The 23,853-nt window shown below is 72.2% G+C and carries 25 protein-coding genes; 14 read left to right on the top strand and 11 right to left on the bottom strand.

Annotation, left to right across the window (positions count from 1 at the left end; genetic code table 11):
• Positions 1 to 36: 36 nt before the first annotated feature.
• The 3 genes from C3489_RS31710 (at position 37) to C3489_RS31720 (ending at position 4,493) form a co-directional block, all read left to right on the top strand.
• Positions 37 to 2,214, top strand: a complete 2,178-nt coding sequence (locus C3489_RS31710) for a GAF domain-containing protein (protein ID WP_258055042.1) — start codon at positions 37 to 39, stop codon at positions 2,212 to 2,214.
• Between the two features lie 85 nt (positions 2,215 to 2,299).
• Positions 2,300 to 3,004 carry a nucleotidyltransferase domain-containing protein gene (locus tag C3489_RS31715; protein WP_103785561.1) on the top strand — a complete coding sequence of 235 codons (705 nt, stop codon included), beginning with the start codon at positions 2,300 to 2,302 and terminating at the stop codon, positions 3,002 to 3,004.
• A gap of 127 nt (positions 3,005 to 3,131) precedes the next feature.
• Positions 3,132 to 4,493, top strand: coding sequence for an MFS transporter (locus C3489_RS31720; RefSeq protein WP_103785562.1), 1,362 nt, complete (start codon positions 3,132 to 3,134; stop codon positions 4,491 to 4,493).
• Between the two features lie 57 nt (positions 4,494 to 4,550).
• On the opposite strand, the gene C3489_RS31725 is transcribed toward C3489_RS31720, so the two are convergent.
• Positions 4,551 to 4,976, bottom strand: coding sequence for a plastocyanin/azurin family copper-binding protein (locus C3489_RS31725; RefSeq protein ID WP_219822000.1), 426 nt, complete (start codon positions 4,974 to 4,976; stop codon positions 4,551 to 4,553).
• A gap of 119 nt (positions 4,977 to 5,095) precedes the next feature.
• Here C3489_RS31725 and C3489_RS31735 point away from each other — a divergent pair, with 119 nt between their 5' ends.
• Both C3489_RS31735 and C3489_RS31740 read left to right on the top strand, forming a co-directional pair.
• On the top strand, positions 5,096 to 5,677 hold the full coding sequence (locus C3489_RS31735; RefSeq protein ID WP_103785565.1) for a sugar O-acetyltransferase: 582 nt from the start codon (positions 5,096 to 5,098) through the stop codon (positions 5,675 to 5,677).
• Between the two features lie 10 nt (positions 5,678 to 5,687).
• On the top strand, positions 5,688 to 6,254 hold the full coding sequence (locus tag C3489_RS31740) for a TetR/AcrR family transcriptional regulator (protein ID WP_103785566.1): 567 nt from the start codon (positions 5,688 to 5,690) through the stop codon (positions 6,252 to 6,254).
• Between the two features lie 28 nt (positions 6,255 to 6,282).
• On the opposite strand, the gene C3489_RS31745 is transcribed toward C3489_RS31740, so the two are convergent.
• Positions 6,283 to 6,675 (bottom strand): 5-carboxymethyl-2-hydroxymuconate Delta-isomerase, encoded by a 393-nt coding sequence (locus tag C3489_RS31745; RefSeq protein ID WP_103785567.1) that lies wholly within the window; start codon positions 6,673 to 6,675, stop codon positions 6,283 to 6,285.
• A gap of 129 nt (positions 6,676 to 6,804) precedes the next feature.
• Between C3489_RS31745 and C3489_RS31750 the strand changes: the two genes are divergently transcribed.
• From C3489_RS31750 to C3489_RS31765, 4 genes are all read left to right on the top strand, one after another.
• Entirely contained in the window at positions 6,805 to 7,350 is a 546-nt protein-coding gene (locus C3489_RS31750) for a YciI family protein (RefSeq protein WP_103785568.1), read from the top strand.
• 138 nt (positions 7,351 to 7,488) lie between these two features.
• On the top strand, positions 7,489 to 7,923 hold the full coding sequence (locus tag C3489_RS31755; protein ID WP_103785569.1) for a Fur family transcriptional regulator: 435 nt from the start codon (positions 7,489 to 7,491) through the stop codon (positions 7,921 to 7,923).
• A 34-nt stretch (positions 7,924 to 7,957) separates the two neighbouring features.
• Positions 7,958 to 10,174, top strand: a complete 2,217-nt coding sequence (katG, locus tag C3489_RS31760; protein WP_103785570.1) for a catalase/peroxidase HPI — start codon at positions 7,958 to 7,960, stop codon at positions 10,172 to 10,174.
• A 140-nt stretch (positions 10,175 to 10,314) separates the two neighbouring features.
• Positions 10,315 to 10,983: an O-methyltransferase gene (locus tag C3489_RS31765; protein WP_103785571.1), complete on the top strand. Its 669-nt coding sequence runs from the start codon at positions 10,315 to 10,317 to the stop codon at positions 10,981 to 10,983.
• Between the two features lie 7 nt (positions 10,984 to 10,990).
• Here the strand turns inward: C3489_RS31765 and C3489_RS31770 are convergent, their stop codons facing one another.
• Entirely contained in the window at positions 10,991 to 11,383 is a 393-nt protein-coding gene (locus C3489_RS31770; protein WP_103785572.1) for a VOC family protein, read from the bottom strand.
• A 125-nt stretch (positions 11,384 to 11,508) separates the two neighbouring features.
• Positions 11,509 to 12,300 (bottom strand): inositol monophosphatase family protein, encoded by a 792-nt coding sequence (locus C3489_RS31775; protein ID WP_103785573.1) that lies wholly within the window; start codon positions 12,298 to 12,300, stop codon positions 11,509 to 11,511.
• A 105-nt stretch (positions 12,301 to 12,405) separates the two neighbouring features.
• On the opposite strand from C3489_RS31775, the gene C3489_RS31780 reads away from it, so the two are divergent.
• On the top strand, positions 12,406 to 13,377 hold the full coding sequence (locus C3489_RS31780; RefSeq protein ID WP_103785574.1) for an AsnC family transcriptional regulator: 972 nt from the start codon (positions 12,406 to 12,408) through the stop codon (positions 13,375 to 13,377).
• A gap of 57 nt (positions 13,378 to 13,434) precedes the next feature.
• Here C3489_RS31780 and C3489_RS31785 read toward each other — a convergent pair whose 3' ends face one another.
• Positions 13,435 to 13,680 (bottom strand): DUF2795 domain-containing protein, encoded by a 246-nt coding sequence (locus C3489_RS31785; RefSeq protein WP_308460831.1) that lies wholly within the window; start codon positions 13,678 to 13,680, stop codon positions 13,435 to 13,437.
• 159 nt (positions 13,681 to 13,839) lie between these two features.
• Here C3489_RS31785 and C3489_RS31790 point away from each other — a divergent pair, with 159 nt between their 5' ends.
• The 3 genes from C3489_RS31790 to C3489_RS31800 all read left to right on the top strand — a co-directional run bounded on the left by C3489_RS31790 (position 13,840) and on the right by C3489_RS31800 (position 16,416).
• The gene (locus tag C3489_RS31790) at positions 13,840 to 15,330 is read left to right on the top strand and encodes a cytosine permease (protein ID WP_103785575.1); all 1,491 of its coding nucleotides are present in this window, start codon (positions 13,840 to 13,842) and stop codon (positions 15,328 to 15,330) included.
• Complete coding sequence (locus C3489_RS31795) at positions 15,327 to 15,923, top strand: cysteine hydrolase family protein (RefSeq protein WP_103785576.1); 597 nt, start codon at positions 15,327 to 15,329, stop codon at positions 15,921 to 15,923. Before C3489_RS31790 ends, C3489_RS31795 begins: the two co-directional genes overlap by 4 nt.
• A 91-nt stretch (positions 15,924 to 16,014) precedes the next feature.
• Entirely contained in the window at positions 16,015 to 16,416 is a 402-nt protein-coding gene (locus C3489_RS31800) for an SseB family protein (protein WP_103785577.1), read from the top strand.
• Between the two features lie 27 nt (positions 16,417 to 16,443).
• Here the strand turns inward: C3489_RS31800 and C3489_RS31805 are convergent, their stop codons facing one another.
• The 6 genes from C3489_RS31805 to C3489_RS31830 all read right to left on the bottom strand — a co-directional run bounded on the left by C3489_RS31805 (position 16,444) and on the right by C3489_RS31830 (position 21,597).
• The gene (locus C3489_RS31805) at positions 16,444 to 16,842 is read right to left on the bottom strand and encodes a MarR family winged helix-turn-helix transcriptional regulator (protein WP_103785578.1); all 399 of its coding nucleotides are present in this window, start codon (positions 16,840 to 16,842) and stop codon (positions 16,444 to 16,446) included.
• A gap of 85 nt (positions 16,843 to 16,927) precedes the next feature.
• Positions 16,928 to 17,278, bottom strand: coding sequence for a VOC family protein (locus C3489_RS31810; RefSeq protein WP_103785579.1), 351 nt, complete (start codon positions 17,276 to 17,278; stop codon positions 16,928 to 16,930).
• Between the two features lie 122 nt (positions 17,279 to 17,400).
• Entirely contained in the window at positions 17,401 to 18,432 is a 1,032-nt protein-coding gene (locus tag C3489_RS31815) for a LacI family DNA-binding transcriptional regulator (RefSeq protein ID WP_103785580.1), read from the bottom strand.
• Complete coding sequence (locus tag C3489_RS31820) at positions 18,429 to 19,358, bottom strand: carbohydrate ABC transporter permease (RefSeq protein WP_103785581.1); 930 nt, start codon at positions 19,356 to 19,358, stop codon at positions 18,429 to 18,431. Before C3489_RS31820 ends, C3489_RS31815 begins: the two co-directional genes overlap by 4 nt.
• On the bottom strand, positions 19,355 to 20,281 hold the full coding sequence (locus C3489_RS31825) for a carbohydrate ABC transporter permease (protein WP_103785582.1): 927 nt from the start codon (positions 20,279 to 20,281) through the stop codon (positions 19,355 to 19,357). Before C3489_RS31825 ends, C3489_RS31820 begins: the two co-directional genes overlap by 4 nt.
• The gene (locus tag C3489_RS31830) at positions 20,278 to 21,597 is read right to left on the bottom strand and encodes an extracellular solute-binding protein (RefSeq protein WP_103785583.1); all 1,320 of its coding nucleotides are present in this window, start codon (positions 21,595 to 21,597) and stop codon (positions 20,278 to 20,280) included. Before C3489_RS31830 ends, C3489_RS31825 begins: the two co-directional genes overlap by 4 nt.
• A gap of 182 nt (positions 21,598 to 21,779) precedes the next feature.
• On the opposite strand from C3489_RS31830, the gene C3489_RS31835 reads away from it, so the two are divergent.
• Positions 21,780 to 23,801: a beta-galactosidase gene (locus tag C3489_RS31835; protein ID WP_103785584.1), complete on the top strand. Its 2,022-nt coding sequence runs from the start codon at positions 21,780 to 21,782 to the stop codon at positions 23,799 to 23,801.
• Positions 23,802 to 23,853: the final 52 nt, after the last annotated feature.

Consider the following 23,853-nt stretch of genomic DNA (forward strand, 5'->3'; position numbering starts at 1 on the left):
TGACGCGACGGCCGGGTGATGAGTAATCCTGTGAGCATGTCCCGAGATCACGTGCAGTCCGGCCGACGCCCCGGGCCGGTCGACCCGGCACCCCGGCAGGCCGGCGGGGAGGCCGACGCGCCACACCGGCCTGCGGGAGGACCGGTCGAGGCGCCGCACCGGCCTGCCGAAGGACCGCCCGACGCGCCGCGGGCCGACGACGCGCCGCGGCCTGCCGGTGAGCCGGCCGACGACCTCCCGCGGCAGCTCGGAGGGCGGCGCGAGGAGCGGGCCGACGACGTGCCCCGCCCTCCCGCGGGGCAGCCGCTCGCCGCCGAGGCGCCCTTCCTCGAACTGCTCGCCCGCGGCGCTGCCGCCGACGCCTACGAGCAGCCGGTGCTGCGGGCCCGCGCCGAGGGCCGGCCCGCCGAGTGGATCGCCGCCCTGGAGCACGCCAAGCTGCTCGCCCTGCGGGTCCGGGCCGAGCTGGACGGCCGGCGCCGCCGTGAGGCCGAGCTGTCCGCGCTCTTCGAGACCGCCCACGACCTCGCGGGTCTGCGCGACCTCGACGCCGTCCTCCAGGCGATCGTGCAGCGCGCCCGCTCCCTGCTCGGCACCGACGTCGCCTACCTGAGCCTCAACGACCCCGAGCGCGGGGACACCTACATGAGGGTCACCGAGGGCTCGGTCGCGGCCCGCTTCCAGCAGCTGCGCCTGGGCATGGGCGAGGGCCTCGGCGGCCTGGTCGCGCAGACCGCCCGCCCCTATGTCACCGACGACTACTTCAAGGACGGCCGCTTCCAGCACACCACCAGCATCGACACCGGCGTACGCGACGAGGGCTTGGTCGCCATCCTCGGCGTGCCCCTGATGCTCGGCCCGCACGTCATCGGGGTGCTGTTCGCCGCCGACCGCCGCGCCCGCGTCTTCGAGCGCGAGCAGATCGCCCTGCTCGGCTCGTTCGCCGCGCTCGCCGCGGCCGCCATCGACACCGCCAACCTGCTCACCGAGACCCGCTCGGCGCTCGCCGACCTGTCGCGGGCCAACGAGATCATCAAGGACCGCAGCGCCGTCATCGAACGGGCCTCGGACGTCCACGACCGGCTCGCCGAACTCGTCCTGCGCGGCGGCGGGGTGCACGACGTGGCCGCCGCGGTCTCCCAGGTCCTGTCCGGCACCGTCGAGTTCGCCGAGGCCGACGCGGCGCCGGCGAAGGCGCTGGAGGCCTCCCGCGCCGACGGACACGCCGTACGGCACGGCGACGACTGGATCGCCGCGGTCGCCGCGGGCGGCGAACTGCTCGGGGCGCTGGTGCTGCGCGGTCACCCCGGCCTGGACCCGGTCGACCAGCGCACCCTGGAACGCGCGGCGATGGTCACCTCCCTGCTGCTGCTGGCCAGACGCTCCGCCGCCGAGGCCGAACAGCGGGTGCGCGGCGAGCTGCTGGACGACCTGCTCGACGTCCGTGACCGCGACCCACGCCTGCTGCGCGAGCGCGCGTCAAGGTTGCGCGCCGACCTCGACGCCACGCACGTGGTGCTCGCCGCCCGCCTCGACGGCCCCGCGGCCGACGCCGACCGGGAGGCCGAGGCCCGCCGCCGGCTGTGGGCCGCCGCGTCCCACCTGGCCGCCACCCGGCAGGGCCTGGCCGCCGCCCGCGACGGCGGCACGGTCCTGCTGCTCCCGCTGCCGCCCGGCGAGACGGCGATGGCGGTGGCCCGCTCCGCCGCCCGCCATCTGGGCACCGCCGTCCACGAGGCGGTCACCGTCGGCGCCTCCGCGCCCGTCGCTGACCTCGCCGCCCATCCGGAGGCGGTGGCGGCCGCGTACGCCGAGGGACGCCGCTGCCTCGACGCGCTGCGCCTGCTGGGCCGCACCGGAGACGGCGCCGCCGCCGAGGACTTCGGCTTCCTCGGGCTGCTGCTGGCCGGGGACCGGGACATCGCCGGCTTCGTCGAGCGCACCATCGGCCAGGTCGTCGACTACGACGCCCGCCGGGGCACCGACCTGCTGCGCACCCTGGAGGCCTACTTCGCCTCGGGCATGAGCCCGGCCCGCACCAAGGACGAACTGCACGTCCACGTCAACACCGTCGCCCAGCGCCTGGACCGCGTCGGCCGCCTCCTCGGCGACGACTGGCAGCACCCCGCCCGCGCCCTGGAGATCCAACTGGCTCTGCGGCTGCACCGATTGGCCGCCGGTGCGGACGCGATCGCACCCGCTCCGCCCGAATGAGCCGCGCTCGCGAGGGGGCCTGGCGGACGGCCGTGTGAACGAAATCCCGGTGACGTGGTGCGGAAGGCGGCATCACAATGAGCCGGTGGATCATGTAGAGACCGCCCGCGCACTGGTACGGGCACGCTTTCCCGAGGCCCGTGCCGCGTTTCTGGCCGGCAGTGTGCTGACCGAGCGGCGCACCCCGAACTCCGACCTGGACATCGTCGTCCTGCTCGCCGGACCACCGGCCCCCTGCCGCGAGAGCTTCGTCCATCGAGGCTGGCCCGTGGAACTGTTCGTGCAGACCGAGGCCGACTGGCGGGCCTTCGCCGAGCGGGAGACGGCCGCCCGTCGCTCGCCGCTGCTGGCCATGTGCGCGGAGGGGCTGCTGCTGACCGATGCGGACGGGCTCGGCGCGGCGCTGCAGGGCGAGGCGCGGGCGCGTCTGGCCGCCGGTCCGCCTCCGGCCTCCCCGACGGAACTGGAGGACCGGCGCTACGCGCTCACCGACACGCTGGACGACCTGCGGGGCTGCCCGGATCCGCGCGAGCGGGCGTATCTGGTCGCCGACCTGCTGCAACGAGCCTCGGAACTGGCCCTGCTGGCCGGTGGTCACTGGCTGGGCGGCGGCAAGTGGCTGTCGCGACGGCTCGCGGCGGCCGACCCCGGCCTGCACGGCAGGCTGACCGAAGGGGCAGCCGAGGCCGTCCTCGGCCCCGTGGGCGATCCACAGCGCTTCGTCACCGCGGTCGAGGAGGTCCTGGACCGGGTCGGCGGCCCGCTGTGGTCCGGCTACGCCCGCCGATGAGGGCAGGCATGCTCCACATACGCGGTCCCCGAACTATGGGGCCCCACCACATGTCCGCCTGACCTGCGCGTTCCTACGGTGTGCCAGCAACGTACCCGTCCCCACCGCACACGAGGAAGTGGCGCACATGGCCTCCGGAACGACCGCTTCATCACCGCCCGCGAACCTCAAGCGCATCGTCGCCGCCAGCCTCATCGGCACCACCATCGAGTGGTACGACTTCTTCCTCTACGCCTCGGCCGCCGCGCTGGTGTTCAACAAGCTGTTCTTCCCCGACTCCGACCCGCTCGTCGGCACGCTGCTGTCGTTCCTGACCTACGCCGTCGGGTTCGCGGCCCGGCCGCTGGGCGCGCTGGTGTTCGGGCACTACGGTGACCGGCTCGGCCGCAAGAAGCTGCTCGTGCTGAGCCTGCTGATGATGGGCGGGGCGACCTTCGCGATCGGGCTGCTGCCCACCCACGCGACGATCGGCACCGCGGCCCCCGTGCTGCTGACCGTCCTGCGGCTGGTGCAGGGCTTCGCCCTCGGTGGCGAGTGGGGCGGCGCCGTCCTGCTGGTCTCGGAGCACGGGGACGCCCGGCGGCGCGGCTTCTGGGCCTCGTGGCCGCAGACCGGGGCGCCCGCCGGGCAGTTGCTGGCCACCGGTGTGCTGTCGCTGCTGACCGCCACCCTGTCGGACGACGCGTTCGCCGACTGGGGATGGCGCATCCCGTTCCTGCTGTCGGGTCTGCTGGTGCTCGTCGGCCTGTGGGTCCGGCTCTCGGTCGACGAGTCGCCGCTGTTCAAGGCCGCCCTCGCCGCGGCCGAGCAGCGCAAGGCGGCGACCGGCGCCGTCGAGAAGATGCCGCTGCTCGCCGTGTTGCGCGACCACTGGCGGGACATCCTCGTCGCCATGGGCGCGCGGATGGCGGAGAACATCAGCTACTACGTCATCACCGCCTTCATCCTCGTCTACGCCACCACCTCCGCCGGCCTGAGCAAGCAGACCGCGCTCAACGCCGTCCTGATCGGCTCGGCCGTGCACTTCGCGGTCATCCCCGCCTGGGGCGCCCTGTCCGACCGGATCGGCCGGCGGCCCGTCTACCTCGTCGGCGCGGTGGGCGTCGGCCTGTGGATGTTCCCGTTCTTCGCGCTCATCGACAGCAAGAGCTTCGGCAGCCTGCTGCTCGCCGTCACCGTCGGCCTGATCCTGCACGGCGCCATGTACGCGCCCCAGGCCGCCTTCTTCTCCGAGATGTTCGCGACCCGGATGCGCTACTCCGGCGCCTCGATCGGCGCCCAGTTCTCGTCCGTGGCCGCCGGCGCACCGGCGCCCCTGATCGCCACCGCCCTGCTCTCCGACTACGACAGCGCCACACCGATCGCGCTGTACGTCATCGCCGCAGCCCTGCTCACGGTGGTCGCGGTCGTCTGCGCCAAGGAGACCCGCAGCCGGGACCTCGCCGACGTGGCGCCCGAGACGCCGGCCCCGGTGCGCGCGGACGTCTGAACACCGCCGGCCGTCCCCGGAACGCCCCTTCGCATCAGGCCGAGGGGGCGTTCCGCGTCAGCCGACCTCGATGCGCTTGTCCATGCCGAGCGCCTTGTGCCCGGGCACCGGGCAGTACAGGTCGTACGTGCCCTTCTTGAGGGTCACCGTCAGCGGGGCCATCTGACCTCCCTGGATGTCCTTGGTCCGGGCGTCCTCGACGCCGGGGCCGTCGATCGACAGGGCGTGCGTGATGTGGCCGGCGTTGTCGGCGACGAAGGTGTAGGTGCCGGGGGTGAAGGACGATCGGGACAGCTTCAGCCCGTACTCGGTCTCGGTGACGGTCACCCGGGTCCCCGAACCCGTGGGCTGCGCGGCGGAACTGCCCGGGCTCTTGGACTGGCCGCCGCCCCCGCTGGAACAGGCCGCCAGGACCAGGGCCGCCGTGAAGGCCGCCGCCCCCGTGCCGAGCGCCCTGCGCGTGGTGTGTGCCGAGATCGCCATCTGGCTCATCCCCTTCGATATCGACCCCTATGTCACATACGTGAGGAATCGGTGAGCCGTTCAGGCGGCGTCGGGGGAGGAGCGTACATTCGTACACTCCGGAGGGTACGGTCGTACGCATGACGGTCGACCACTTCGCTGACGACCCGCGGACGAACCTCGAACGCATGCTCGCGGGCGACCTCTACATCGCCGACGACCCCGAGATCGCCCTGCGGCAGCAGCAGGCCGTGCGCCTGGCCGCCCGCTACCAGGCCGCCTACGCCGAGGACGCCGAAGCCGCCCGGCCGCTCCTCGCCGAACTCCTCGGCTTCCTCGGTGACGGCGCGCACGTACGGCCGCCGCTGTACGTCGACTACGGCAGCAACATCACGATCGGCGCGCGCACCTTCGTCAACTACAACCTGACCGCCCTCGACGTCGCCGCCGTCACCATCGGCGAGGACTGCCAGATCGGGCCCAACGTCCAACTGCTCACGCCCACCCACCCCTTGGAGCCGCGACCCCGGCGCGACAAGCTGGAGGCCGCCAAGCCGATCACCATCGGCGACAACGTGTGGCTCGGCGGCGGCGCCATCGTCCTGCCGGGCATGACCATCGGGGACAACTCCGTCATCGGTGCCGGCGCCGTCGTCACCAAGGACGTCCCCGCCGACAGCGTCGCCGTCGGCAACCCCGCCCGGGTCGTCCGGAGTCTGTGAGCGCACCGCCATGGCCACCGGGCACACCGACCCGCAGCGCCGGGCGCGCATCCTCGACGCGACCCTCGACGTCATCGCCGACGAGGGCATCGCCCAGGTCTCCCACCGCAGGATCGCCGCGCGCGCCGGCGTCCCGCTGGGCTCGACGACCTACCACTTCCAGGGCATCGACCAGCTGCTGCGGGAGGCCTTCGGCCGCTTCACCGACCGGATGGCGGAGCTGTTCGACGCGCACCTGGGTGCCGCAGCCGACCGTGACCAGGCCCTGGAGGCCGTCGCCGACCTGGTGCACGCCCTGTCCGAGGGCGGCCGACGCGACCTCGTCCTCGCCCAGGAGCTGTACACGCTCGCCGCCCGAGACCCGGCCTACCGGACCCTGACCCAGGCGTGGATGCAGCGCAGCCGCGCCCACCTGGAGAAGCACTTCGACCCGGACACCGCCCGCCAGCTCGACGCGCTGATCGAGGGGCTGACCCTGCACCGGGCCCTGGCCGTCGAGCCCCACGGGCGGGCCCTGACCGTCGAGGCGATCTCCCGCATCACGGCAGCCGCCCCGGCCGACCGCGCCCAGCCGTGACGTCACCACACGGCGTCGCCGCCGGCCGTCAGCCCGCTGCGCGCAGGTCCTCGGTCGCTCGGGCGGAGGGCGAGAGGCGATAGGACTCGGCCAGGTCCCGCACCTCCACGGAGCGGACCACCGCGGCGGAGGTGTCCTTCGGCAGACGCAGATGCCTGCCCACGATCTTCAGCACGCTCTCGGCGAGCCGGGCCTTGAGCGCCTCGGAACGGCCGGGCAGCAGTCCCACGTCCACGTGCACGAAGAGCGCCGGCCCGCGCTCCCCTTCGCCGACGTACGCCTCCGCCGGGCGGAAGAAGGTCTTGCACACCCCCACCGAGCCGGACTGCGCGATCACGGCCGCATGCAGCTCCTTCACCAGGGTTTCGCGGTCGAGGGCGCCGGTCAGCTGCGAGGAGTGGTCGATGGTGATGTGCGGCAACGGGGGATCCTTCGCGCGGTACTGCTGGTTTCTTCAGGCAACCATTTTCCCGCACGTCGAGGGCCCGACGACGCCGGGGCCCCCGAGAACCCGATTCCGTGCGCGCCACGCCTGGTGAACACTGCGGCCATGGAATTCTTCGTCCACCACCGCGACCGGCCGGGCTCCCTCCCGCTGCGCCATGAACTCGCCGAGGAGCACTGGTCCTACATGGACGGGTACGACGAGCAGCTGATCGCGCGCGGCCCCACCTTCGCCGGTGAGGTGGTCACCGGCAGCGTGCACATCGTCGACCTGCCCGACGCGGCCGCCGCCCGGGCGTTCGCGTTCGACGAGCCCAACCAGCGGGCCGGTGTCTACCGGGACGTGCTCCTGCGCCGGTGGCGCAACATGCTGGGGCGCACGATGTGGGAGTTCCCCGGCGGCCCGGTCGACGATGACGGGTACCTGGTCCTCGGGTTCGGCTCCGGACGGGCGGCCGACGAGGACGTGCCGCCGCCCGGCCGGGACGACCTCGTCGCCTACGGCCCACTGCTGTCCGACGACGGCGCCCTGTGGCTGGGTACGGCGGCCCTGGTGCGCGCGCCGGACGCCGGAGCCGCCCGCGCGGTCCTGGCCGCCGACCGGTACGCCGCCGTGGAGGTCCACTCCTGGGAGCCGGGCGGCCGGCGGTAGGCCATGAGCCGAGGACCCTACCGCTCCCGCGGCGCCGAGTCCGGTACGGTGCGTGACAAGACGCTCACTTCCCGAAATCCTTAAATTGAATCGTTCGTTTCACTGTACGTCTCGTGTCTCACGGAGTAGGTTGCCGCCATGAGCGCTTCCCGGACTCCGACCGTTGCCGAGGAGCTGCGCGGGGCCGGGCTGCGGGTCACGGCAGCCCGCGTCGCCCTGCTCGAAACCGTCCGCGCGGGCGACCACCTCGACGTCGAGGCGATCGCCGGTGGTGTGCGCGCCCGCGTCGGTCACATCTCCGTCCAGGCCGTCTACGAAGCCCTGCACGCGCTCACCGCGGCCGGCCTCATCCGCCGCATCGAACCGGCGGGCAGCCCGGCCCGGTTCGAGGGGCGCGTGGGGGACAACCACCACCACGTCGTGTGCCGCTCCTGCGGGACCGTCGCCGACGTGGACTGCGAGGTCGGCGAGGCTCCCTGCCTGACCGCGTCCGACGACCACGGTTTCGTCATCGACGAGGCCGAGGTCATCTACTGGGGCCTGTGCCCCGACTGCTCCACCGCACGCAGTTGAAGCACCACGATCCGCTTAGTTCGGAAGGATCCGCATGTCCGAGAACCCTGACGCAATCGTCACCGATCCCAAGACGGAGGGCGCGGGTGGCTGCCCGGTCGCGCACGGGCGCGCACCGCACCCTACGCAGGGCGGTGGCAACCGCCAGTGGTGGCCTGAGCGGCTCAATCTGAAGATCCTCGCCAAGAACCCGGCCGTCGCCAACCCGATGGGCGAGGACTTCGACTACGCCGAGGCGTTCCAGAGCCTCGACCTGCCCGCCGTGAAGCGGGACATCGCCGAGGTGCTCACCACCTCGCAGGACTGGTGGCCCGCCGACTTCGGTCACTACGGCCCGCTGATCATCCGTATGGCCTGGCACAGCGCCGGCACCTACCGCATCAGCGACGGCCGCGGCGGCGCCGGCGCCGGCCAGCAGCGCTTCGCGCCGCTCAACAGCTGGCCGGACAACGCCAACCTGGACAAGGCCCGCCGCCTGCTGTGGCCGGTGAAGAAGAAGTACGGCAAGAGCCTGTCCTGGGCCGACCTGATGATCCTCGCCGGCAACGTGGCGCTGGAGTCCATGGGCTTCGAGACGTTCGGCTTCGGCGGCGGCCGCGCCGACGTGTGGGAGCCCGAGGAGGACGTCTACTGGGGTCCCGAGACGACCTGGCTCGGCGACGAGCGCTACAGCGGCGACCGCGAGCTGGAGAACCCGCTCGGCGCGGTCCAGATGGGTCTGATCTACGTCAACCCCGAGGGCCCGAACGGCAACCCGGACCCGCTCGCCGCGGCCCGCGACATCCGCGAGACGTTCCGCCGCATGGCGATGAATGACGAGGAGACCGTCGCCCTGATCGCCGGCGGCCACACCTTCGGCAAGACCCACGGCGCCGGCCCGGCCGACCATGTCGGCAACGACCCCGAGGCCGCCTCCCTGGAGGAGCAGGGCCTGGGCTGGAAGTCCACCTACGGCACCGGCAAGGGCGCGGACACCATCACCTCGGGTCTGGAGGTCACCTGGACCACCACCCCGACGCAGTGGAGCAACGGGTTCTTCAAGAACCTGTTCGAGTACGAGTACGAGCTGACCGAGTCCCCGGCCGGCGCGAAGCAGTGGGTGGCCAAGGACGCCCCGGAGATCGTCCCGGACGCGCACGACCCGTCGAAGAAGCACCGCCCGACGATGCTCACCACCGACCTGTCGCTGCGCTTCGACCCGATCTACGAGCCGATCTCCCGCCGGTTCTACGAGAACCCGCAGGAGTTCGCGGACGCCTTCGCCCGCGCCTGGTACAAGCTGACCCACCGTGACATGGGCCCGAAGTCGCTGTACCTCGGCCCGGAGGTCCCGGAGGAGACGCTGATCTGGCAGGACCCGCTGCCCGAGGCCGAGGGCGAGCCGATCGGCGCCGCCGACATCGCGGCCCTGAAGGCCAAGCTCCTCGACTCCGGTCTGACGGTCTCCCAGCTGGTCTCCACCGCCTGGGCGTCGGCCTCGACCTTCCGCGGCAGCGACAAGCGCGGCGGCGCCAACGGCGCCCGCATCCGCCTCGCCCCGCAGCGCGGCTGGGAGGTCAACGACCCCGACCAGCGCGCGCTGGTGCTGCGCACCCTTGAGGGCATCCAGCAGGAGTTCAACACCGGTGCCCGCAAGGTGTCCCTGGCCGACCTGATCGTGCTCGGCGGCTGCGCCGCCGTGGAGAAGGCCGCGAAGGACGCCGGCTTCGACATCGAGGTGCCCTTCACCCCGGGCCGCGTCGACGCGACCGAGGAGCACACCGACGTCGAGTCGTTCGAGGCGCTGGAGCCGACCGCGGACGGCTTCCGCAACTACCTCGGCAAGGGCAACCGCCTGCCGGCCGAGTACCTGCTGCTGGACCGGGCCAACCTGCTCACCCTGAGCGCCCCGGAGATGACGGTCCTCGTCGGCGGCCTGCGCGTGCTGGGCGCCAACCACCAGCAGTCGCAGCTCGGTGTCTTCACCAAGACGCCGGGTGCTCTGACGAACGACTTCTTCGTCAACCTGCTGGACCTCGGTACGACGTGGAAGTCGACCAGCGAGGACCAGACCACGTTCGAGGGCCGGGACGCGGCCACGGGCGAGCTGAAGTGGGCCGGCAGCCGCGCCGACCTGGTCTTCGGCTCGAACTCCGAGCTGCGCGCGCTCGCGGAGGTCTACGCGAGCGACGACGCGAAGGAGAAGTTCGTCAAGGACTTCGTCGCCGCCTGGGACAAGGTCATGAACCTCGACCGGTTCGACCTGGTCTGATCGCACCAGCTCCCGCCGGGCCGGCCCTCGTGGCCGGCCCGGCCTTTTGCGCCCGCTCCTCGCCCGGAGTCGATCCCGGGACTGCCGTGTAGTAAGTTCCCTTTGAAAACTCACTCGTTCGAGTCATCGGGGAGCCCGCCGTGCCGCAGGAGACGTGGACCGCTGTCGACGCCTACTTCAACGAGTTGCTCGTCGAGGAGGACGCCGCCCTGCGCGCTGCCGTGGCCGACGCGGACGCCGCGCGGCTGCCGGCCATTCAAGTGGCTCCCAACCAGGGCAAGTTGCTGCATCTGCTCGCCCGGATGAGCGGAGCCCGCACCGTCCTGGAGATCGGCACCCTGGCCGGCTACAGCACCATCTGGCTGGCCCGCGCGCTGCCCGCCGGCGGACGCGTGGTGACCCTGGAGGTGGACGAGCAGTGCGCCGCACTCGCCGCCGCCAACGTGGCCCGTGCCGGCCTTGAGGACGTCGTCGACATCCGCCTCGGCAAGGCCCTGGACACCCTGCCCCGGCTCGCGGCGGAGGGCGCCGGCCCCTTCGACCTCGTCTTCATCGACGCCGACAAGCCCTCCAACCCCGACTACCTCCAGTGGGCCCTGAAGCTGACCCGCCCCGGCAGCGTCATCGTCGGCGACAACGTCGTACGCGAAGGGGCCGTCACCGATGCCGACAGCACGGATCCGCGCGTGCAGGGCGTGCGCCGCTTCACCGAGCTCGTCGCCGCCCACCCGCGGCTGACGGCGACGACTGTGCAGACCGTCGGGGAGAAGGGCTACGACGGCTTCACACTGGCGCTGGTGACCGACTAGGCGCCGGTCACTGCGACGGCCATCCGCCGTAAGGGACGGTGATCAGCTCCATGGCGTGGCCCGCGGGGTCCAGGAAGTACACCCCGCGGCCGCCGTCGTTGTGGTTGATCGTGCCCGGGTGGCGCTGGTGCGGATCGGCCCAGTGCTCGATGCCGCGCTCGGTGATCTTCGCGTACGCCGCGTCGAACTCCTTCTCGGAGACGAGGAAGGCGTAGTGCTGCGGCGTGATCCGCTCCGCCGGCGCGGTGGCGAAGTCCAGCGTGACGCCGTTGGCGAGCTGGACCGCGACGAACGGGCCCCACTCCCCGGCGATCTCCAGCCCCAGCAGTTCCGCGAAGAACTCGGCGGACTCGTGGTTGTCCCGTGCGTGGACGATGGTGTGATTCAACTCGATGGACAAGGAATGCCTCCAACAGGCATCTCCCGACACCTCCATGCCTCACCCGGCCGGTGACCGGCACGCGATGCCGCCGGCGATCTTAGCCACTCCTCCTCGAACGCGTGTGCGCGGGGAACGGTTTTCGGTCACGCCCCCTCCAGCGTCTCGCGCAGCCATCCGTGCAGCCAGGCCCCCGCCACCAGGAAGCCGCCGGCGCCCGCCGCCCACGGCCCGCCGTCCGTGTCGGAGACCCTCGCGCCCGCCTCGCGCGCGATCAGCGCCCCCGGCAGCAGATTGGTGTCGTCGCGGCCGTACTGCCAGAACGCGTCCAGGCGCCCGGCGGCGGTGTCGGCGATCTGCCAGGACGTGGGCCCGAGGTTGCGCACGGCCGCCACGTGCGGCAGGACGGCGGTGAGCGACCGGCCCGCCGCCCCCGCCACCCCCGGCTGCCGCGCGACGAACGGCGGCTGGCTGGTCGCCACGACCGCGGCCGCCGGGTCCGCCTTGGCCGACGGGCCGATCGGGCGGCCGTCGCGCGTCGCGCCCTGCCCGAGCGCGGCGCGGTAGGTCTCCCTCAGCAGCGGCGCGTGCAGAACCGCCGCCACGGGCTCCGCGTCGCGCACCAGGGCCAGGCTCACGCAGAACTGCGGGAGTCCTTGCATGTACTGCACCGCCCCGTCGATGACGTCGACGATCCACACCTCGCCCCGCGCCGGCACGGCGGCGAGGCTGTCCAGCTCCTCCGTCCACGCCACCCCCGGCCGCAGCCGGTCCAGGCGGCGGCGCAGCACCGCGGCCGGGGCCTCCTCCGCAGCCGCGAAGGCCGCGGCGAAACCGGCGAAGTCCGCGGCCGGGGCGGGCCGCGGAGCGGTCCTGAGCAGCTCGCCGGCCTCGTGCGCGGCGGCGGTCATCCCGTCGAGCAGGGCTGTGTACGTCATCAGGGCTCCCGTGGGTGTCGTGGCGCTGTCCCGTCGCCACGATCCTGCGGCAGCCCGGGCGAACCCGTACGTTCGCGGCCTCATCGTTGAGCGATACTGACAATCATGAGCCCTGACATGGCGGATGTCGTACTCGACGAACGCGATCAGCGGCTGGTGGCCGCCCTGCAGTGCGACGGCCGGCTCACCGCCGAACGGGCCGGCGAGGTGCTGGGGATGAGCGCGCGCACCGTCCACCGGCGGTGGCAGGCCCTGATGGCCGAGGGTGCGTGCCGGGTGATCGCGCTGCCACCGCGCCCCGACCCGGCCGGCGCCCTGCTGCTGCGCATCCGCGTCCTCGGCGGCAAGCGCGACGCCCTCGCCGCCGCGCTCGCGGCCCGCCCGGACATCCCCTACGTCGACCTGTCCGCGTCCGGCGACGAGATCCTCGCCGTCTCCTGGACCCGGCCCGGCAGCCGCGACCACCTGGTGTTCCGCGAACTGCCCGCGACACGCGCGGTCACCTCGGTCACCGCCGACACGATCCTGCACGTCTTCTCCGAGGCCGCCCACTGGCGGCACGACGTCCTGACAGCGGCCGAACGCTCGGCTCTCACCCCGGCACCGGCCCCCGTCTCCGGCACTCCCGACCAGGTCGACCTCGACCTCCTCGCCGCTCTGGAGGACGACGCCCGCGCGCCCGCCGCCGCCGTCGCCGCGCGCACCGGGCATCCGGAGTCCACCGTGCGCCGCCGTATCGCCCGGCTCGCCGCGAGCGGCCGGCTGCGCACGCATGTCGTGGTCGCCCCCGAGCGGCTCGGGCTGCCGATCGACGCCAACGTCATGCTGCGCGTCGCCCCCGACCGGCTGGACGCGGCCGGGCGCGCACTCGCCGCGCACCCCGCGGTGCACGGCGCGTTCGCGACCACGGGCACCGCCAACCTCCAGGCCGCCGTCTGGATGCGCGACCTGCAGCACCTGTACCGCTTCCTCACCCGCGACCTGGGCGCCCTGGGCGTCGACGGCGCCGAGACGGTGATCATCGGGCAGGCCGTCAAGCGCCCCGGGAAGGCCCCGGGCGGCCGGGCGGCGCCGTGATGCCGGAGCTGGGGCCCGGTGCCGTGGACATCAGAGCGAGTGGGTCGTTCCGGCAGGTCAGCGGTCCAGTTCCTCCTGGAGGGGCGTCTTCGGCACCTCCCGCAGATGCTGGGACTGGCCCGGCTTGCCGCCCGCGCGGGACTGCTCGGCTCGCTGCGCGGGGCTCAGACCCTGGTCGGAGTGCGGGTCCCCACGCACCGACCGGGTCACCTCGTCGCGATTGGCGTAGCGCTCCGCCGGGATCCCGCGCAGTGCCGCGACCACGTCCCGGGAGGCGCCCGAGTGCTGGGCGGCGTCGATCAGCTGGTCCTTGCTCGCGGGGTGGCGTCCTTCACGGCGTCGGCCACCTCACGTGCGCTCGTCGTGGGTTTCATGACCGCCGCTTCCCGGGGTTGAGGGGGTGAGTGTGTCGGGTAACCACCCGTGCGGCGGTACTCACACCTTCGAACAGGCAGGCCGACGATGACGGAGCCCCTCGACATACCCCGGCCCGCCGGGGACCGGCCCCTGCGGGTCGAGACGCACGGCCTCGACGTGATCGGCGACGCCGAGCGCAAGGGCGTCCCCCGGCAGCTGTTCTGGCCCTGGTTCGGGGCGAACGTGTCCATCCTCGGACTGAGCTACGGCGCCTTCGCGCTCGGCTTCGGGATCTCCTTCTGGCAGGCGCTCGCCGCGGGGGCCGTCGGCATCGTCTTCTCGTTCCTGCTGTGCGGCTTCGTCGCGGTGGCCGGCAAACGCGGCTCCGCGCCCACGATGGTGCTCAGCCGGGCCGCCTACGGGGGGCGCGGCAACCGCCTGCCCGCCGTCGTCTCCTGGCTGCTCACCGTCGGCTGGGAGACCGTCCTGGTCTCCCTGGCGAGCATGGCCACCGCCACCGTCTTCGACCGCCTCGGCCGGGGCGGCGGCACCGGCACCGAGGTCGTGGCGCTCGTCCTGGTGGGCGCGCTGACCGTGGCCGGCGGCGTCATGGGCTTCGACCTGATCATGCGGCTGCAGAGTGTGATCACCGTGGTCACGGGCGTGCTCACGGTGGTCTACGTCGTCCTGGTCGCCGACCACGTCCACTTCGGCGCCGTCACGGCCGTCCCGGCCGGCTCCGCGCAGGAGTTCATCGGCGCGCTGGTGTTCATGATGACCGGCTTCGGCCTGGGCTGGGTCAACGCCGCCGCCGACTACTCCCGCTACCTGCCGCGCCGCTCCTCGGGCCGCGCGGTGATCGGCTGGACGACGTTCGGCGCCTCGCTGGCCCCGCTGCTCCTGCTGGTCTTCGGACTGCTGCTGGCCGGCTCCTCCGGCAAGCTGAGCGAGGCCGTCGCCGCCGACCCGATCGGCGCGCTGACCACCCTGCTGCCCACCTGGTTCCTGGTGCCCTTCGCCGTCGTCGCCGTCCTCGGCCTGGTGGGCGGAGCCGTGCTCGACATCTACTCCTCGGGGCTCGCCCTGCTCGCGGCGGGCCTTCGCCTGCCGCGCCCGCTCGCCGCGCTCGTCGACGGCGTGCTGATGCTCGCGGGCTCGGTCTACATCGTGTTCTTCGCCGACGACTTCCTCGGGCCGTTCATGGGCTTTTTGACCACCCTCGGCGTCCCCGTCGCCGCATGGTGCGGCATCGTCCTCGCCGACCTGCTGCTGCGCCGCCGCGACTACGACGAGCGGGACCTGTACCGGCCGCGGGGCCGCTACGGCGACGTACCGCCGCTGCCGTTGCTGCTCACCTTGTCCGCGACCGCGCTCGGCTGGGGCCTGGTCACCAACACCAGCGCCGACTGGCTCGGCTGGCAGGGTTATCTTCTCGGACCGCTCGGTCTCGGCGGGCGCTCCGGCGCCTGGGCGTACGCCAACCTCGGCGTCCTCGCGGCCCTCGCGTTCGCCTTCCTCGGCACCCTCGCCACCGGCCGGCGCCGGGTGCGCGCCCAGGAGGCCGCGCGGCCGTCGGCCGAGGAGGTCGCCGTATGAGCGAGGTGAGCGGGCTGCTGGCCGTCATCGACATGCAGCGGGTGTTCGCCGAGCCGGACAGCCCCTGGGCCGCCCCGCGTTTCGCCGAGGCGGCGGCAGGGGTACGGCGGCTGCTGCCGGCCTTCGGTGACCGTGTCGTCTTCACCCGCTTCCTGGCCCCGGACGAGCCGGCCGGCGCCTGGCGGGACTACTACGCGCGGTGGCCGTTCGCGCTGCAGCCGCCACACGCGCCGCTGTGGCGGCTGACGGACGAGTTCGCCTCCGTGGCCCGGCACGTCGTGGACGCCACCACCTTCGGCAAGTGGACGCCGCGGCTCGCCGAGCTGGCCGGCCCGGCGGGGCGGCTCGTCCTGGCCGGGGTCAGCACCGACTGCTGTGTGCTGTCCACCGCGCTGGCAGCCGCCGACGCCGGGGTGGAGGTGCTGGTCGCGGCGGACGCCTGCGCGGGCGCCGACGACGACGCGCACGCCAGGGCGCTGCACCTGCTGGACCTGTACCGGCCGCTGGTCCGCGTCACCACCGTCGGGGAGCTGCTGCGCGAGCCGCCCGCTCCCGACCGGCCGCGCGCGATCGGTCACCGACCAGGGGAATGATCCCCTCCGGGTCGGGTACGCGTCGCCCGACCGGGCCTGGGAGCTGTCACCCGCGACGGCCCGTACCACCGCTGCGACCAGGGAAGACACCATGGACACACCCGCGAACGACAACGCCGCCACGCCCGCCCAGCAGGCACTGGACGCGCTCGCGCGCGACACCGAGGACACAGCGGCACTGGACACGCTGGCCCACAGCGACGTGCTCGTGCCGGTGCCCGACGACGTCGGCGAGGAGGACGCCACCGACCCCTCCGCCGTGGCCCTGCCGGTGCTGGAGCAGCCGGGCGGGACCCCGGTGGTGCCGGTCTTCACCTCGGAGCCGGCGATGGCGGACCTGCTGCCCTACATCTCGCGCTACCGGCTGGTGCCGCTCGGCGCGCTGGCCGCCCAGTGGCCGGCCGACGACCTGTCCCTGACCATCGACGCCGGCTCGTCGCACCCGCTGACCCTCACCTCGGAAGGCGTACGGACCCTGCTGGCGCGGCCGTAGGCCCTGCCGTTCGAGGCCGCCCCGGGTCTACTCCGGCCGTTCCCCGAGCATCCGCTCCAGCACCTCACGCTGGAGCGGGCGCACCCGCGCGTGCAGCTCGCGGCCCTGGTCGGTCAGGGCGACCCACACCCCGCGCCGGTCCTCGGCGCACACCGAGCGCTCCACCAGGCCGTCCTTCTCCAGGCGGCCGATGAGGCGGGACAGGGCGCTCTGGCTGAGATGCACCTGCCCGACCAGGTTCTGCACCCGGCACTGCTCCCCCGGGCAGGGCGAGGCGGCGGCCAGGATGTCGAGCACCTCGAAGTCGCTCGCGCCCAGGCCGTGCGGGTGCAGGGCCCGGTCGATCTCGCACATCGTGCGGGCGTGCACGGACAGGATGTCCCGCCACCGCTCTTCGAGCCGCGCCTCGGCCGTCTTCGCTGCCATACCCGCACGTTAGCACCGATCCGGCCATTCATTGCCTATGCAACTAGTGCGCGTGCAAGCGGACCGTGCCGGCGGACCGGCGGTCTCAGGACACCGGGTCCTGGAGCAGTCCCACCATGTTGCCGTCGGCGTCCTTGACCGAGGCGATCAGCCGGCCGTTGCCGACGTCCCGGACGTCCTGGACCACCTCGGCGCCCGCCTGGAGCAGAGCCGCGAGCCGCTCCCGCAGATCGCTCACGTGCCAGAACGGCACCGGCCCGGTCAGGCCCTGGGCGTGCCCGTTCGGGTCCAGACCCACGTCCTGCCCCTCGGCCTTGAAACCGACGTAGTACGGCTGGTCGACATACGGCTCGACGCCGAGCAGGGCCGCGAACACGGCCTTGGCCCGGTCCTTGTCCTTGACGGGGTAGATGATCGTCTGCACACCGGCGGTCATGGCACTCACTCCTCGAAGGGACGGCTCCCGACGGGTTGTCCGTCGGTGTCCCCACGCTAGGACGGCGGGGCCCACCCCGGCTTCTCGGATCCTGACCGGTGTCACTCCGCCGGGTCAGTGGCTCACGTGGAGGCCCGCTTGACCAGTTCCGTCGGCAGGATCACCGCCGCCGGGTCCTCGCCGCCGATCTGGGCGAGCAGCACCCGGACCATCTCGGCGCTGATCCGGTCCCAGGGCTGCCGTATGGTCGTCAGCTCCGGGCTGGCGGACAGGGCGGCGGGGGAGTCGTCGAAGCCGCCCACCGCGACGTCCTCGGGGACCCGGCGCCCGGCCCGGTGCAGGGCGGTGAGCACACCCTGCGCCATCAGGTCGGACGCCACGAACACCGCGTCCAGGTCGGGCGCCCGCTGGAGCAGCCGCTCGGCGGCCTCCTCGCCGCTGGCCCGGCTGTAGTCGCCGGAGGCGATCAGCCGCTCGTCGACCGTGATACCCGCCTCGGTGAGCACCTCCTTGTAGCCGGCGAGGCGTTCGACACCGCCCGGGGTGTCCAGCGGGCCGGTGACCGTGCCGATCCGGCGCCGACCGAGGGAGAGCAGATGGCGCACCATGTCCCGGGCACCGTCCCGGTCGTCGGCGGCCACGTAGCTCACCTTCGAGCCCAGCCCGATCGGCTTGCCGCACGCCACGAGCGGCACGCCCGCCTCGCGCAGCTCCTGGGCCACCGGATCGCCGGAGTGGCTGGAGACCAGCAGCACCCCGTCGACATGGCCCGCGGTGATGTACCGCGTGATGCGCCGCCGTTCGTCCTCGTTGCCCGCCAGCATCAGCAGCAGCGGGACGTCGTGCGCGGCCAGCGCCTGGGTGCAGCCGCGCAGCAGGACGTTGAAGTTGGGGTCCTCGAAGAACCGCTCCTGCGGCTCGGTGAGGAGGAAGCCGACCGAGTCCGACCGCCCGGTGATCAGCGAACGCGCGTGCCGGTTCACCACGTAACCGGTCTTGCGGATGGCCGCGTTGACGGCCTCCTGCGCGGCGGGGCTGACGTAGTGCCCGCCGTTGAGCACGCGCGAGACGGTGCCGCGCGAGACCCCCGCCTCACGCGCCACGTCATGGATCGTCGGTGGCTTGCGCCGGCCCCCCGATGCACTCATGGTCATGACTTTACGGCCCCGGAGAGCAGGTCCAGACTCCAGAACCGCTGGATGACCAGGAACAGGGCGACCAGCGGCAGCACCGCGAGGAACGCACCCGTGATCACCAGCGTGTAGAGCGCGGGCTGGTTGGAGCCCTGCTCCAGCAGCGTGTACAGGCCGAGCGTGATCGGGAACTTCTCGTCGTCGCTGAGCATGATGAACGGCAGCAGGAAGTTGTTCCACACCGCGACGAACTGGAACAGGAACACCGTCACCAGGCCGGGCACCATCATCGGCAGCGCGATCCGGGTGAAGATGCGCCACTCGCTCGCCCCGTCCATCCGGCCGGCCTCCACGACGTCCGCGGGCACGGCGGCGGCCGCGTAGATCCGCGAGAGGTAGACGCCGTACGGCGAGAGGATCTGCGGCAGCAGCACGGACAGATAGGAGTCCGTCAGGTCCGCCTTTGCCAGCAGCAGGTACTGCGGCACGGCGAGGATCACCGGCGGCATCAGCACACCCGCGAGCAGCACGTTGAACACCGTCTCGCGGCCCTGGAAGCGGTAGGTGGCCAGCGCGTAGCCGCTGAACGCGGACACCACCGTCGACAGCAGCGCGCCGAGGCCCGCGTACAGCGCGGAGTTGCCCATCCATTCCCAGTAGACGCCGTCGCGGTAGGCGTTCAGATCGTGCAGGTTGGCGGTGAAACCGCTGCCCGGCAGGAAGGTGAACGTGGAGAACAGCTCCTTGCCCGACTTGGTCGCCGCGACCACCACCCACGCCACCGGCAGCAGGCAGTACAGCGCGCCCAGCAGCAGGGTCACCGTGGGGACCAGGGCGATCCGGCGGCGCATGGGCCTCCCCCCGCCGGAGGCAGGGGGAGGCCCCTGGGCGGTCCCCGGCGTCGTGCCGGCGGCGGGCGCGGCCTTGCGGAGGGCGAGGGAACTCATCGGGTGGCCTCCTGCTTGGTGCGGCGGTTGGTGGCCCGCAGGAAGCCGAACGACAGCACCAGCGTGGCGATCGCGATGAGCACGGCTTCGGCGGCGGCCGCGTAGACGTCACCGGTGCCGAAGGCGTCCCGGTGGACCTTCATCAGCGGACTCCACGTCGTGGACACGGAGTTGGTGAGCGGCTTCAGCGTCGTCGGCTCGTTGAATACCTGGAGTGTCGCGATGATCGAGAAGAAGAAGGTCAGCACCAGCGAGGGCGCGACCATCGGGATCTTGATACGCAGCGCGATCTGCAGCGGGGTCGCGCCGTCCAGCTTCGCCGCCTCGTACACCTCGGCCGGGATGGCCTGCAGCGAGGTGTAGATGACGATCATGTTGAAGCCGGTGCCGCCCCAGACCGCGATGTTGGACAGGGCGAGGTAGAGCGGACCGCCGTCCAGCAGGTTCGGCTGCGGCAGGTCCAGCTTCTGCAGCAGGTAGGAGAAGGGGCTGACGTCCGGCAGGTACAGAAAGCCCCACAGCAGCGCCGCCACCACGCCGGGGACGGCGTACGGCAGGAAGATCGCGAGCCGGGTGAAGGGGGCGAGGCGGACCTTGTCGGAGTCGAGCATCAGCGCGAACAGCAGGGCGAGTCCGAGCATGACCGGGACCACGATGCAGCCGTAGCCCAGCACGCGCAGCGCGCCGTGCACCAGCTCGCTGTCGGTCAGCGCGTCGGTGTAGTTCTCCAGGCCGGCCCAGACCTCGCTGCGGGCGTTCGCCCCGAGGCCCAGCCCGGAGACGTGCACCTTGCGGAAGCTGAGCCAGACCGCGTAGCCGATGGGCAGCGCGAAGAACAGGACGAACAGGATCATCGCGGGGAAGAGGAAGGCGTACGGGGCCGATCTGGCCCCGTACGGCCTCGTGCGTGCGGTGGTCGTCACTGAGCGACCTCGAAGCCCTGCTTCTTCATGTCGGCCACGGTGTCGGCCTGCATCTTCTTCAGCGCGGCCCCGAAGTCCGACTTGTTCTTGGCGGCGGCGCCGAAGGCGTCCTTGAAGGACGTGTAGGCGACGTTGACGTTCGGGCCCCAGGCGGACGGCGCGGTGGTCTCGGCGATGTCGGCGGCCTTGGTGTAGAAGTCGACCTGGTGGGAGAAGAACTCCGGCGGGCTCTGGAAGGCGCCGCTGAGCTGCGCCGAGGTGGAGGCCGGGTAGATGCCGCTCTCCTTGGCGAGCGCGTTGAGCGCCTGGGCGTCGGTGTTCAGCCAGGCGGCGAACTTGGCGGCGGCGTCCTTGTGCGGGGAGTCCGTGGTGACGGCGGTGGAGGAGCCGCCCCAGCTGCCGGTGCGGTTCTCGCTCTTGGACCACTGGGGGAGCGGGGCCATGGCCCACTTGCCCTTGGTGTCCGGCGCGGCCGTGGTCAGCGTGCCGGGCGCCCACACCGCGCTGACCCACGCGATCTGCTTGCCGGTGTCCAGCGCCTTGTTCCAGGCGGGGGTGTACATCGGCTGGTTGTCGATGGCGCCCTCCTTGACCAGGCCGCCCCAGAACGTGGCGACCTTCTGCGTCGCCGCGTCGTCGATGCCGACCTTCCACTTGTCGCCGGAGGTCGTCCACCACTTCGCGCCGGCCTGCTGGGCCAGGCCCGCGAAGAGACCGGAGTCGTTGGCGGAGAAGGTGGTCAGGGCCTTGTCGGGGGCCTTCTTCTTCAGCGCGCGGGCCGTCTGGGCGAACTCTTCCCAGGTGGTGGGCACGGTCAGGCCGTAACTCTTGAACAGGTCCGCGCGGTAGTAGAACATCATCGGCCCGATGTCCTGGGGTATCGCGTAGACCGCGTCGGTGCCCAGCGTGGTCTGCTGCCAGACGCCGTCGGCGAACTTGCCCTTGACGTCGCCCACGCTCTTGGCGATGTCCGCGAGCGCGTCATTGCTGACCAGCGTCGGCAGCGCCTGGTACTCCGCCTGCACCAGGTCCGGGCCCTTGCCGGCCTTGTGCGCGGTGAGGATCTTGGTGACCAGCGTGTCGCCGGACGCCTGCTTCTTCACCGTGACGGTGATCTGCTCCTTCTTGCCCGGGCCCTTGTTCCACAGGTCCACGACCTTGTCCATACCGGGCGTCCACGTCCAGTACGTCAGCGAGACGGGACCGGACTGTGCGTCGCCCTGGTCGTCGGACGAGCCGCAGGCGGCGAGGGCGGTGGCGCCGAGCGCGACGGCGACGGCGGAAGTCACGAGGCGACGGCGCTTCGTGTACGGCATGGATCTCTCCCCTGACCTGGGTCTCACGCTCGCTGCGGAGACCTGCCATGCTTCTGTGAGCGTTCACAGTAGAGAAACATCCCGGACACTTGTCAATGGTTGTTGCTGTGCGGTTATGTTGGGCTCACACCGCCGCCGATGTGTGTGCACGTTCCCAAATGATCGAACCAACGGGAGAACCCATGCCGGACACGACCCCCAGGGGCCTCACCAGGCTCGCCTTTGGAGGGGACTACAACCCCGAGCAGTGGCCGGAATCCGTCTGGCAGGAGGACGTCCGGCTGATGCGGGAGGCCGGCGTCACCATGGTGAGCGTCGGCATCTTCTCCTGGGCCCTGCTGGAACCGGCTCCGGGGGAGTACGACTTCGGCTGGCTCGACCGCGTCATCGACCTGCTGCACGAGGCCGGCATCCGCGTCGACCTCGGCACCCCCACCGTGGTGCCGCCCGTCTGGTTCTACCGCGCCCACCCCGAGGCCCTGCCGGTCACCGCCGACGGCGTACGCCTGGAGTTCGGCTCCCGCGGCGCCATCTGCCACAGCAATCCCCACTACCGTGCGGCCGCCGCGAACATCACCACCCGGCTCGCCGAGCGCTACGGCGACCACCCGGCGCTCGCGATGTGGCACGTGCACAACGAGTACGGCGTCCCCGTCTCCGCCTGCTACTGCGAGAACTGCGCCGCCCACTTCCGTCGCTGGCTGCACGACACCTACGGAAGCGTCGACGCCGTCAACGAGGCCTGGGGCACGGCCTTCTGGGGACAGCGCTACGCCGCCCTCGACCAGATCAACCCGCCGCGCGCCACGCCCACCGTCGGCAACCCGGCCCAGGCGCTGGACTACCGGCGCTTCGCGGACGCCACCATGCGCGAGAACTTCCGCGCCGAGCGGGACATCCTGCACCGCCTCTCACCCGGCGTGCCCGTGACGACCAACTTCATGACCGCCCTCAGCCAGTGCGACTCCGTCGACTACTGGGCCTGGGGCCGCGAGGTGGACCTCGTCACCAACGACCACTACCTGATCACCGACGGCCGCCGCACCCACGTCAACCTCGCCATGGCCGCCGACCTCACCCGCTCCGTCGCCGGCGGCGCCCCCTGGCTGCTGCTGGAGCACTCCACCTCCGGCGTCAACTGGCAGCCCCGCAACCCCGCCAAGGCGCCCGGGCAGATGGCCCGCAACTCCCTCGGCCACGTGGCCCGAGGCTCCGAGGGCGCGATGTTCTTCCAGTGGCGCCAGTCCCGGCGCGGCGCCGAGAAGTTCCACTCGTCGATGCTGCCGCACGGCGGCACCGACACACGCGTGTGGCGCGAGGTCGTCGAACTCGGCGCCGGTCTCGACGCGTTGACGGAGATCCGCGGCACCCGCACGCGCGCCGACGTGGCGATGCTGTGGGACTGGCAGTCCTGGTGGGCGCAGAACCTCGACTGGCGGCCCAGCGAGGACCATGACGCCCGCGAGCGCGCCGACGCCTTCTACGAGGCGCTCTACGACCGTCACCTCACCGTCGACTTCGCCCACCCGGAGGCCGACCTCTCGCGCTATCCGCTGGTCGTCGTGCCCGCCCTCTACCTGATGACCGAGGCGGCCGGGAACAACCTCAAGGCGTACGTCGAGCAGGGCGGCACCCTCGTGGTGTCGTACTTCTCCGGCATCGTCGACGAGCACGACGCCGTCCACGAGGGCGCCTACCCCGGTGTGCTGCGCGACGCCCTGGGCCTGACCGTCGAGGAGTTCTCGCCGCTGCTGCAGGGCGAGCGGGTGCGCGTCAGCGGCCCCGACGGCTCCGAGCTGAGCGGCGACGTATGGACGGAGTTCCTGGTGCCGCGCGGCGCCGAGACGGTGTGGACCTACGCCGACGGCCCCACCGCCGGCCGGCCCGCGATCACCCGTCACCGCCTCGGCGAGGGCACCGCCTGGTACGTCTCCACCCGCCTCGGCCACGAGGGGCTGGACGCGCTGCTCGGCTGGGCCGCCGAGGACGCGCGCATCGCCCCGCGCGCCGATTTGCCGCGCGACGTCGAGGTCGTGCACCGCACCGGCGAGCAGGGCTCCTACCTGTTCGCGATCAACCACACCGCTGCCGACGCCAAGGTGCCGCTGGAGACCTCCGGCACCGAGCTGCTGACCGGCGAACGCGCCGCGGGCCGGCTGGTCGTGCCCGCGGGAGCCGTCCGGGTCGTGCGACTCGACGGCTGACCGTCTCCCCTCCGCCCGCGTGAGCCGCCAAGCCGCGGGCGGAGGGGGCACG

The organism is Streptomyces sp. Ru71 (assembly GCF_002920535.1).
Lineage (GTDB): Bacteria > Actinomycetota > Actinomycetes > Streptomycetales > Streptomycetaceae > Streptomyces.